Here is a 10,991-nt window from a genome sequence, read left to right on the forward strand (position 1 = left end):
GACGGTGGCCAAGAGCCTGAACATGGACGTGACCGCCGAGGGCGTGGAGACGGAAGGGCAGCTGGCCGAGCTCAAGGCGCTCGGTTGCGATCGCGCTCAGGGCTTCCTCTTCGCCCGGCCCGTGACGGCGGAGCGAGTGGCCCCCCTGCTTGCCTCGGACCAGTCGATGGAAACCGTCCGCGCCTAGCTCCTGCTCGACGAGGGGCGCCGGCTACCGCCGGGCAATCAGTCGCCGGAAGACAGCGCCGTGCTCGAAGCCGTAGCCTTGGGCGCGCTCGGCGGCGTTTTGCTTCACGCGGGCGCCGATGGTCTCCCCGGGCGGCACATTGAAGCCCGGCACCTGGCTCTCGTGGCGGACGAGCGCAGCGACCTGCTTGTCGATCCAGCCCGTGACATCGACGATGATCTCCGGCTCGTCCATGCCCCAGTACCAGAGCTCCCGGACGCGATGCGGCTCGAGCTTGTCGTCCGTGATGTGCTCGGGAAAGTGCAGGTGATCGCGAGCGAAGGGATACACCGCGTCGGTGGTCACCATGCCGACCATGCGGTGATCGCGGTGCTGGAAGCCCTTCATCCGGTACGGGTCGTGCGCGAATACGGTGTGCGGGCGGTACTGCCGGATGGCGCGCACGACGTCACCCAGGAACTCGCGGCTGTCCTGGAGCCCGCCATCCGGATAGCCCAGCATGAGCAGATTCTTCACGCCCATGAAGTCGGCGGCGGCGCGCTGCTCCCGGGCGCGCTGATCCATGAGCTCACCCGGCGTGAGCGATCGGTCGGAGGTGCCCGCGCCCCCATTCGTGCAGAGCACGTAGGTGACCTCGCAGCCGGCCGCCACCCACTTGGCAATGACCCCGCCGGAGCCAATCTCGGCGTCGTCCGGATGAGCGAAGACGACCATGGCGCGATCGGGAACCTCGGTGACGATGTCCAGCTTCCGGACGGACTCATCGATGGGCATGAGAAGATTCTACACGGGCCTCGCGTCATTCCGCGCACGCATCAGCCTTCGTACTGGGCCAGATTGGGCGTTGGCACTGGGGCAAGTTGCGAGCCAGACGAGGCCCGAGGGAGCCAGCAATGCGAGGTGTACGTGGGTGTACGTTGAGCGTTGCTGGCGACCGAGAACGAAGTATGGCGAAGCAAATTGCCCCAGTGCCCGGGCTTCTTGCCGCGTCCGTCCCGGGCGCGTATAGTCCCCCTGACCAATTGGGCGCGGGCGCGGCCGCGCCCTCCCAGTCGTCTCCTCATGCCTCTCAATGGGAGAGATGCACATGCGGACACCACGGGCGTTGACCATCCTCCTCCTCCTGGCCGTCCTGGCCACCGGCGTCACCATGCTGGGGTCCGCCGTGGCCCAGAAGAAGCCGATCAAGATCGGCTTCCTGGCGCCCCTCACGGGCGGCGCCGCCCAGATCGGGCGCGATACGGTGAACGGGTTCGAGATGTACCTGGAGGAAGCAGGCCAGCAGATGGCCGGCCGGAAGGTCGAGGTCATCGTCGAGGACACCGCGGGCAATCCGGGCACGGCCATCACCAAGTTCCGTAAGTTCGTGGAGAGCGACCGCGTGGACATGGTGGTGGGCGAGGTCTTCGCGCATATCGGCTACGCCCTCGCCCCCAAAGCCGAGGAGTACCGCATGCCCACCATCTTCCCGGTGATCGCGGCGGACGACCTGACGCAACGGAAGCCGTCGAAGTGGGTGGTGCGGCTCGGCTGGACGGGGAGCCAGCCCTCCCACCCATTTGGGGAGTACGCGGCGAAGACCCTCGGCTACAAGCGCGTGGCCGTGTTCGGAACGGACTACGCCTTCGGCTACGAGGTGGTGGGCGGGTTTCAGCGGAGCTTCGAGGAGGCGGGCGGGCAGGTCATCCAGAAGCTCTGGGCGCCGCTGGGGACCACCGATCTCGCGCCGTACCTCTCGCAGATCAAGCGCGACGCGGACGCGGCCTTCATCATCGTGGTGGCCGCCTCCGCCCTCCGCTTCCCCGCCCAGTATCAAGACACCGGCCTGCGGGGACGCCTGCCCGTCATCGGGGGCGCCGTCATCGTGGACGAGTCCATCCTGCCCTCCTTCGGCGACGAGGCGCTCGGGATCGTCACGCCCCTCATGTACAGCGCCGCCCTCGACACTCCGGTCAACAAGCGCTTCGTGACGGAGTACCGCAAGCGGTACGGCAAGATACCCTCGTACTTCTCGGAGACGTGCTATACGTCTGCCCGCTGGATCAGCGAGGCCGCGCGCACCGTCGGGGGCAACGTGGAGGACCGGGAGAAGTTCATGGCCGCCTTCCGCAAGGTCGAGATCCCGGACGCGCCGCGCGGGCCCGTCAAGCTCGACGCCTGGGGCAACCCGATCCAGAACATCTACGTGCGCAAGGTGGAGCGCAAGGGCGGCGAGCTGCAGAACACCGTCATCCACACCTTCCCCGCCGTCTCGCAGTTCTGGACGTACAAGCCGGAGGACTTCCTCAAGCAGCCGGTGTACAACCGCGACCAGCCGCCCTGCCGGTACTGCTAGGGCGTGGCGGGGGCGCGCCGGGGAGCCGTCTGATGAAGGTGACCACGCTCGAGACCTACTTTCTGTCCGCGCCCTTGCCGCAGCCCGTCCGCACGTCGACCCACCGGATCGCCAGCGTGAGCGAGGTCATCGTCAAGCTCACCACGGACGCCGGCCTCGTGGGCATCGGCGAGGCGCATGGTCCGTTCCTGTTCCAGCCGGGCCCGGAGGGACTGCGCAGCGTGGGCGACATTCTGAGGGCCATCACGCCGCTCGTGGTCGGACAGGACCCCTTCGACGTCGAGCGGATCTGGCAAGACCTGTTCGCCCTGACCTATACGAGCGTGCGCGGGATTCCCCCCCTGGCGCGACAGCAGCGCCCCCTCGTGACGGCCATGAGCGCCATCGACATCGCCCTCTGGGATCTCAAGGGCAAGGCGATCGGCCGCCCGGTCTGGGCATTGCTGGGGGGAGCGCTCCGCCGGCGCGTGCCGGCCTACGTGACGGGCTTCTACTACCGAGATGGTGAGCGCCCGGACGATCTCGCGCGCGAGGCGAGCATGTACGTGGAGCAGGGCTATCGCACGGTCAAGGTCAAGGTGGGAGGACTGACTCCGGAGGCCGATGCCGAGCGCGTGGGCAGGATCCGGAAGGCCGTGGGGAAGGACGTGGCCATCATGCTGGACGCCAACCGGGGATGGAACCTGCCCACGGCGGTGCGCGCGGCCGGCTTGTGCGGGGAGCACGACATTTTCTGGCTGGAAGACCCCATGCCCTGGTACGACGAGCGGCACACCCTCGCGCGGCTGAAGGCCGAGGTCAACATTCCCATCGCGGCCGGCGAGACAGAAGTGAGCCCCTTCGGCCTGCGCACGCTGCTGGCGGAAGGGCTCGTCGACTATCTGATCATCGACTCGACCTGGGCGGGGGGACTGACGACCTGGCGGAAGGCCGCCGTCATGGCCGAGCTGTACCAGGTGCCCATGGCCGCGCATCACGATCCCCAGATCCATGTGCATGCGGTGGCCGCCAGTCCGACCGGGTTCATCCTGGAATCCTTCGCAGACCCGACCCGTGATCCTTTGTGGTTCGAGCTGTTTCGCGAGCGCCCGTCCATCGTCGACGGCTTCATGGCGCTGCCCGAGGCGCCGGGGCTCGGGCTGGAGCTTCGCGATGAGACCCTGGAGAAGTACGGCGTGAAGATCGGCTGACCGAGGTGCTAGTCGGAGAAAAGGCGTTGGAGATAGTCGGTGTTCGAGCGCCGGCTTCGCCGGCGCAATCGATTCTTGGGGGGAGGTTTCGGAAGGGGGGCGAAGCCCCCCTCCGACGTCCCTAGGTCATGAGGATGACAATGACGATTCCCCAGATGGTGAGGAGGGTATTGCCGACGGCATAGGTGACGGTGTAGCCGAGGGCCGGGATCTTGCTCTGGACCACGTCCTGGACAGCTCCCAGCGCCGCCCCCGTCGTCCGCGCCCCCGCCACGCAGCCAAGCGCGATGCCCGGATGGAAGCGGAACACGTACCGCGCGAGCGGCGGCCCGATGAGCAGGGGAATGGCCGTCACCAGGATGCCGGCCAGGAAGAGGCTGAGGCCGGCCTCGCGGAGTCCGGTCACGAATCCGGGGCCCGAGTTGATGCCGACCACCGCCATGAAGATGTTCAGGCCCACCGAGTTCATCATCCACAGGATGGGCTCCGGCACGCCGCCGAAGGACGGGCGCACGGACCGGAGCCAGGAGAAGACGAGGCCTGCGATCAGCGCGCCGCCGCTCGTACTGAGGCTCAAGGGCACCTCGCCCACCTTGATGGCGAGGGCTCCGATGAAGGCGCCGATGGTGACGCCGGCCCCCACGAACAGGATGTCGGACATGTTGGGGGAGCGGCCGGGGAGGCCCGGGTCCCGGCTCACCCGGTGGCCGGCCCGGCGCGGCTCCACGAGGGCCAGCACGGGGCCGCTCGCGCCAACCGGACGACTGACCTCCGGAGCAAGGGCGAGCGCGCCGAAGGTCCTGCCCTCGCGGGTCTTCTCGCCGCCCACGTGGAGGGTAGCGTCCGGGAGCGGTCTGACAGACTCCTCGCTGAGGAGCATCTCCGTCAAGGAGACGCGCTGACCCCGCGCGACCAGCTTGAGCTCCGCGGCGTGGGCTTGACGAGCCATCTTGGCCTCGTACTCCTTGCAGGCGCCCTCGACATTGCCGCCCACGAGCGTCGGTCCCAGGGCTGACAGGATCCAGGCTGACCCCGCGGTGCCGAAGATGTAAGTCACCGCATAGGCCACCGGCATGGCGTCGATCAGGCGCTTCTTCTCATGGTCCGGGAGGGCGAGCTTGTTGATGGCCTCCGCGGCCGTCCCGAGGAGCCCGGAGATCGTCTGGGAGCCCGCCAGGAGGCCTGCGGCCTGGCCGACGTCGTAGCCGAGGGCCTTGGCCACGGCGTATCCCACGGCCAACGACACCACGCACTGCACGGACGCGAAGATCGCCTGGGGCACCCCTTCGTTCTTCAACCCTCGGAAGAACTCGGGGCCGGCGCCATAACCCACAGCAAAGAGGAACATCAGGAAGAACGTCGCCTTCACACTGGCGGAGATGGTGATGTGCATCTGCCCGATGAGGACACCCATGAGAAGCGTTCCGGTGACCGAGCCGAGGCTGAAGGTGCCGATCTGGAGGCCGCCTATCCAGTAGCCCAGGGCCAGGGCGAGAAGGATCGAGAGCTCGGGATAGTGCCGGAGTATTGCGATGAGCTCGTCCATGTGCCGCCCTCTCGGGGCCGATTTGGAATGCGACCGTGGGCAACCGGTCGCGCGGCCCGGGGGCGTCTTCATGGCAAGAGCGGTTCCATCTCCTGCTGGCCCGACGTCAGTCTTCGATCACCTCCGTGGTTGTTCGGAAACGCGACGTTGAATCTTGGAATTCACAGACTTGCCTCGTACGGGCGACGGTAGGCATCACGGCCTCGCGACACGCAATGGGAAACTCCTTTCATGGTCTGTCGAGAAAGTTTCCAGTGTCGCGCGTCACGCGGAGAACACGTGACGTCACGAGTGTTCCAGGACAGTCAAGGCCGAGTTCGATCAAGTGGTAGAGCGGCTCGAGAAAGCTCCTGTCCACTCGAGTGGGAACGGGGGGCTCAGCGGGCGGAGACGGTCACGGTCCCCGGCAAGGCTCGGCTCCTCGCGGGAGCGGATAAGCAACAGCGCCGGCCGGCCGGGCCGATTGACAGGCCAGAGCCGTTCACATAGATTCATGGCAGCGGCCGCCCGCGCGGCTCCCCAACGACCGATGCGCATGCCGATCAGCGGACCCGAGGGGCCGCAAGAAAGGAGCGTCCGCCCATGCCGATGTACCTGGATGTCCACAACAAGGTCGATGGCCTCAGCACCGAGATGGCTGCCGAGGCCCACAAGAAAGATCTCGCCGTGCAGGGAAAGTACGGAGTGAACTACATCCGGTACTGGTACGACGAGGGCACGGGAAAGGTGTTCTGTCTCTGCCAGGCTCCCAGCAAGGAAGCGGCGGCGGCGGTGCACCGCGAGGCTCACGGCACCGTGGCCGACGAGATCATCGAGGTGAAGGAAGGCTCGTAGGACTCCCGGCCGGTTCCGCCGGGGGCGGCCGGAAGCCCCACGGGAGCGTGATTGTGAGCTGCCCGCAGTGCCGACAGAACAACCCCGCCGGCGCCAAGTTCTGCAGCGGCTGCGGCGGGCGCCTGGAGGCGGTCTGTCCGGCGTGCGGGCACCCCAACCTGTCGGGCAGCCGGTTCTGTAACGAGTGTGGCAAGCCGCTCGCGGCGCCGTCCGTCGCGGCGGCAGCGCTCGTGTCTCCCCAGAGCTATACCCCTCGCCATCTGGCCGAGAAGATCCTGACCTCTCGCCACGCGCTCGAGGGGGAGCGCAAACAGGTCACGGTGCTGTTCGCCGATATGAAGGGTTCGCTCGAGCTACTCGCCGACCGAGATCCCGAGGAGGCGCGCAAGCTGCTGGACCCTGTCCTCGAGCGCATGATGGAGGCGGTGCACCGCTACGAGGGCACCGTGAACCAGGTCATGGGCGATGGCATTATGGCGCTCTTCGGCGCCCCCCTCGCCCACGAGGACCACGCCGTGCGCGCCTGCTACGCCGCCCTCGCCATGCAGCAGGCCATCCGCCGCTACACGGCCGAAGTTCGTCGGGATCACGGCATCGAGGTCCAGATCCGCGTCGGCCTCAACTCCGGCGAGGTGGTCGTGCGGGCCATCGGAAGCGATCTGCGGATGGACTACTCGGCGGTGGGCCAGACCACTCACTTGGCCGCGCGCATGGAGCAGCTCGCGACTCCGGGCTCGACGCGGCTCACCGGCGAGACGCTCCGGCTCGCCGAGGGGTTCATTCAGGTCGTCCCGATCGGTCCGATCCCGGTCAAGGGGCTGGCGGTCCCGGTCGAGGTGTTCGAGCTGGCCGGACCATCGGCGACGCGCACGCGGCTTCAGGCGGCGGCAGCACGGGGGTTCACCCGGTTCGTGGGGCGCGGCCAGGAGCTCGACCATCTCCGCCAGGCCCTCGACAAGGCGCGAGGGGCTCAGGGGCAGGTCGTCGCCGTGGTGGGCGAGCCCGGGGTGGGGAAGTCGCGCCTACTCTGGGAGTTCATCCACTCGCACCGGACGCAGGATTGGCTCGTGCTCGAGTCGAGCTCCGTCTCCTATGGCAAGGCCAGCGCTTATCTGCCCGTCATCGACCTCTGCAAGAGCTACTTCCGGATCGAGGCGCGCGATGATGCGCGCGGCATCCGGGAGAAAGTCACGGGCAAGCTCCTGACGCTCGACGAGTCGTTGCGAGCCATGGTGCCAGGCTTCCTCTCCCTCCTGGACGTGCCGACCGACGACGCCTCCTGGGACGCCCTCGACCCCGGGCAGCGCCGCCGGCGGACCGTAGATGGCCTGCGTCGGATGCTCCTCCGGGAAAGCCAGATCCAGCCGGTGTGCCTGGTATTCGAGGATCTGCACTGGGTGGACGCCGAGACCCAGGGCCTCCTCGACGCGCTGGTGGAGAGCCTTCCAACGGCGCGAATCCTCCTGCTCGTCAACTACCGGCCGGAGTACAGCCACGGCTGGGGAGGCAAGACCTACTACAGCCAGCTCCGGCTCGACCCGCTGCCTGCCGGAAGCGCGGAGGATCTGCTGCGCGCGCTCCTCGGGGAGGCCGAAGAGCTCGACCCGCTCAAGCATTTCCTCGTAGAGCGAGCGGAGGGCGTTCCCCTCTTCCTCGAGGAGAGTGTGCGGGCCCTCGTGGAGAGCGGGGCGTTGACCGGCGATCGCGGCGCCTATCGACTGGCGCGGCCCTTCGACACCATCCAGGTGCCGGCCACCGTGCAGGCGATCCTGGCCGCGAGGATCGATCGCCTTCCGCCAGAGGATAAGACCCTTCTGCAAACGGCCGCGGTCATTGGCAAGGACGTGCCGTTCGCACTCCTCCAGGCCGTCGTTGAGATCCCGGAGGACGCACTCCGGCAAGGGCTCGGTCGCCTCCAGGCCGCCGAGTTTCTGTACGAGACCGCCCTTTTCCCGGATCTGGAGTACACCTTCAAGCACGCGCTGACCCAGGAGGTCGCCTACACGGGCCTGCTCCAGGAGAGGCGCCGCACCCTCCACGCCAGGATCGTCAAGGTTTTCGAAACGCTCTACCCCGAGCGCACGACCGAGCGGACGAGCTGGCTCACGCTTCACGCGTTCCGGGGCGAGGTGTGGGACAGGGCGGTGGCGTATCTGCGCGGCACCGAGTTTCCCACCTGGGATGGCTATTCTAGCGGCTTCGGCGCCCTCGAGAGCGCGGGCGCTCTCTGGTGGATGGGCGACCACCAGCACGTGATCACGACAGCCCAGCGAGAGCTGGGAGCGGCCCCGGCCATGGCGGCCTGGGGTTTCGGGCTGGTCATCGCGACGAATTTGCGGATCGGTCAAGCCTATCATTCGCTCGGCGAGTACTTGCGCGCGATAGATTCTCTCCGCAAGAACATCGAGATGCTGGGAGGCGGGTCGGCCGACGATCGCACCTACATGATCGGGCTGCCCTCCGTGCTGTCTCGCAGCTGGCTCGCCTTGTGCTTCGCCGAGCGGGGCGAGTTCGACGAGGGATTGGCGGCCGGCGAGGAGGCGCTGCGCGTCGCCGAGGCCAGCGATCCGGGCTATAGCCTGGTCGTGGCAAGCGGCGGCCTCGGAAGCGCGTACTTGCTCAAGGGAGACCTGGACCGCGCCGTCACGATCCTCGAGCGCGGCCTGCCGCGTGAGCCGGTCGAGCCGATCACACGCGCGTGGCCCTTCGTCGCCTCCGCCCTGGGAGCGGCGTACACGTACGCCGGGCGGGTCGACGACGCGCTGCCGCTCCTCGAGCAGTCGGTTGACCGAGCGGCGGCAATGAAGCTGAGGGCCAATCAGTCTGTTCGGCTGGCGCGGCTCGCAGAGGCACATCTGAGGGCCGGCCAGCCCGAGAGCGCGTTCACAATCGCCGCGCAGGCCCTCGACCTCGCCCAGGAGCACCGCGAGCGCGGCCACGAGGCGCATATCCTCCGGCTGCTCGCCTCGATCGAGACGGAGCGCGACGCTCCGACCCTTGACCGGGCCGAGGAGGGTTACCGGAAGGCCCTCGCCCTCGCCGAGCAGCTCGGTATGCGACCGCTCCAGGCCCACTGCCATCTCGGCTTCGGCCGCCTGTATCAGCGAATGGGCGACGGCAAGTCTGCCTCGGCGATCTCGGCCGCGCGCGACCTCTTCCGCGCCATGGACATGACCTTCTGGCTGCGTGACTCCGAATAGGAGCCGCGCTGCTGCTGAGCGCCGGGAGCATGGCCGGCGCTCTGAGCGTGGGCGGCTGCTCCGCAATCCTTGACAAGGGGAGAACATGGACCCGGATGACGTGACGGCGAAACTGCTTCGTGAAGTCGAACAGATCCGACCTGTTCTCTTGGCCAACGCAGCGAGTGCCGAGGCGAACCGACAGCTCTCGAGCGCGGCGTACGACGCCATGCATGAGGCAGGGTTGTTCGCGATGCTCGCCCCCAGAGCCCATGGCGGCCTCGAACTACACCCCGTCGAGGCCATGCGAGTATGGGAGGCCGTCACACGTATCGACTCGGCCGCGGCATGGAACCTGGTGATGAATCAGGCCATCGCCGCCTACGCGGCCTGGCTCCCTGCCGACGGCGCACAAGAGCTCTTCCGCGACGGGCCACCGACGGTGGCGGGCGCGCTCAATCCCCCTGCAGCGGCAACCCGAGTCGAGGGGGGATGGCGCATCACGGGACAGTGCCCCTTCGGGAGTGGATGCCACAACGCGAAGTGGCTGGCCATGCCGGCGGTGGAGATGGACGGCGGCCGCCCGAAGGTCGATCCGGCGACAGGGCGGCCGGCGGCGCCATTCGGGGCGTTCTTTCCTCGTACCGCCGCGAAGATTCTCGACACGTGGCACACCGTGGGCATGCGTGGCACCGGCTCGACCGACTATGCGGTGCAGGACCTTTTCGTCCCCGACCGCCTGACCGCGCCCGTGGCGCCGCTCCAGCATCCGGCCCCCGGTTTCGAGGGACCGGTGTTCCGCATGTGGCCGTGGACCGCGATCCTCGGAGAAGCGACAGTGTCCGTCGGGGTGGCGGCCGCTGCTGTCGACGCCGCGGTGTACCTCTGCCGGACAAAGACACCGGCCTACAATGCGACCCCGTTGCGCGAGCAGCAACTTGCCCAGTTTCTGCTGGGAAAAGCCAAGGCCAGGGTGGAGGCGTCGCGTGACACCCTCTACCGCGCCGCGGAAGCGGCATACGCAGACGTCGAGCGCAGCGCCGCTCTCCTGTCGGTGGACGCGAAGATTCGATTGCAGCTCGCCGTGTGTTTCGCCGCGGAAGCCTGCGCAGAAGCGGTCCGGTTCGTGAACGACGTGACGGGCACGTCATCCATCCGCGAGGAGCACCCGTTCGAACGTCACTTCCGTGACGCTCACGTGCTGTTGCAGCACTCCTCCAAGTCCAGCGCGCGTTACGGATCCGCAGGGCGATTGATGCTCGGCCTGGAGAATGACTGGGTGTGGCTGAGCTTCTAGCTCGGATTATGAGCGAACGCCTCACCCCCTCACCCTGCCCTCTCCCCCACTGGGGGAGAGGGATCAGAATGAAGAGACCAGCGGCGCGAGAATGTTCCGCCCGTCCATATCGCGCCTGTCTACAGTAGGACGCCCCGCGAGGGCCGGGGCTCCTTCAAGCCGCCCCAGGCCAAGGCATCCTGTCGTGGATTGTGGCTGCGTGATACCATCGCGTCGCCAGCGCACGTAGTCCGCCGCTCCATCAGGAGGCTTTGATCGATGCCGATCCGGAACGTGGGCCGCCCCATCAAGCGGCTCGAAGATCCAAAGCTCATCACGGGCAGCGACCCCTATGTCAACGACGTGCGGCGCGGGCTCGAAGGAGCGCTCTGGCTCGCCTTCACGCGCAGCCCCCATGCCCATGCCGTGATCAAGCGGATCGAC

General features: G+C 67.6%; 8 protein-coding genes. 6 read left to right on the forward strand and 2 right to left on the reverse strand.

Annotation, left to right across the window (positions count from 1 at the left end; all coding sequences use genetic code 11):
* Positions 1–187, forward strand: a 187-nt coding sequence (locus tag VGT00_11765) for an EAL domain-containing protein (GenBank protein ID HEV8532087.1), incomplete at its 5' end; no start/stop codon positions are given.
* 24 nt (positions 188–211) lie between these two features.
* Here the strand turns inward: VGT00_11765 and VGT00_11770 are convergent.
* The gene (locus VGT00_11770) at positions 212–961 is read right to left on the reverse strand and encodes a PIG-L deacetylase family protein (protein ID HEV8532088.1); all 750 of its coding nucleotides are present in this window, start codon (positions 959–961) and stop codon (positions 212–214) included.
* Between the two features lie 313 nt (positions 962–1,274).
* Here VGT00_11770 and VGT00_11775 point away from each other — a divergent pair, with 313 nt between their 5' ends.
* Both VGT00_11775 and VGT00_11780 read left to right on the forward strand, forming a co-directional pair.
* Entirely contained in the window at positions 1,275–2,522 is a 1,248-nt protein-coding gene (locus VGT00_11775) for a penicillin-binding protein activator (protein ID HEV8532089.1), read from the forward strand.
* 32 nt (positions 2,523–2,554) lie between these two features.
* Positions 2,555–3,712, forward strand: coding sequence for a mandelate racemase/muconate lactonizing enzyme family protein (locus tag VGT00_11780; GenBank protein HEV8532090.1), 1,158 nt, complete (start codon positions 2,555–2,557; stop codon positions 3,710–3,712).
* A gap of 121 nt (positions 3,713–3,833) precedes the next feature.
* Here the strand turns inward: VGT00_11780 and VGT00_11785 are convergent, their stop codons facing one another.
* Positions 3,834–5,258, reverse strand: coding sequence for an aspartate-alanine antiporter (locus VGT00_11785; protein HEV8532091.1), 1,425 nt, complete (start codon positions 5,256–5,258; stop codon positions 3,834–3,836).
* Positions 5,259–5,840: 582 nt separating this feature from the next.
* Here VGT00_11785 and VGT00_11790 point away from each other — a divergent pair.
* The 3 genes from VGT00_11790 (at position 5,841) to VGT00_11800 (ending at position 10,568) form a co-directional block, all read left to right on the forward strand.
* The gene (locus VGT00_11790) at positions 5,841–6,092 is read left to right on the forward strand and encodes a DUF4242 domain-containing protein (protein HEV8532092.1); all 252 of its coding nucleotides are present in this window, start codon (positions 5,841–5,843) and stop codon (positions 6,090–6,092) included.
* Positions 6,093–6,145: 53 nt separating this feature from the next.
* Entirely contained in the window at positions 6,146–9,292 is a 3,147-nt protein-coding gene (locus VGT00_11795; protein ID HEV8532093.1) for an adenylate/guanylate cyclase domain-containing protein, read from the forward strand.
* Positions 9,293–9,377: 85 nt separating this feature from the next.
* Positions 9,378–10,568, forward strand: a complete 1,191-nt coding sequence (locus VGT00_11800) for an acyl-CoA dehydrogenase family protein (protein ID HEV8532094.1) — start codon at positions 9,378–9,380, stop codon at positions 10,566–10,568.
* Positions 10,569–10,991: the final 423 nt, after the last annotated feature.

It is taken from the genome of Candidatus Methylomirabilota bacterium (genome assembly GCA_036002485.1).
Lineage (GTDB): Bacteria > Methylomirabilota > Methylomirabilia > Rokubacteriales > CSP1-6 > AR37.

What these genes read in the sequence shown, in the direction of transcription:
- VGT00_11770 (HEV8532088.1), bottom strand. Translation starts at nt 961, where the DNA reads ATGCCCATCGATGAGTCCGTCCGGAAGCTGGACATCGTCACCGAGGTT.
- VGT00_11775 (HEV8532089.1), top strand. Translation starts at nt 1,275, where the DNA reads ATGCGGACACCACGGGCGTTGACCATCCTCCTCCTCCTGGCCGTCCTG.
- VGT00_11780 (HEV8532090.1), top strand. Translation starts at nt 2,555, where the DNA reads ATGAAGGTGACCACGCTCGAGACCTACTTTCTGTCCGCGCCCTTGCCG.
- VGT00_11785 (HEV8532091.1), bottom strand. Translation starts at nt 5,258, where the DNA reads ATGGACGAGCTCATCGCAATACTCCGGCACTATCCCGAGCTCTCGATC.
- VGT00_11790 (HEV8532092.1), top strand. Translation starts at nt 5,841, where the DNA reads ATGCCGATGTACCTGGATGTCCACAACAAGGTCGATGGCCTCAGCACC.
- VGT00_11800 (HEV8532094.1), top strand. Translation starts at nt 9,378, where the DNA reads ATGGACCCGGATGACGTGACGGCGAAACTGCTTCGTGAAGTCGAACAG.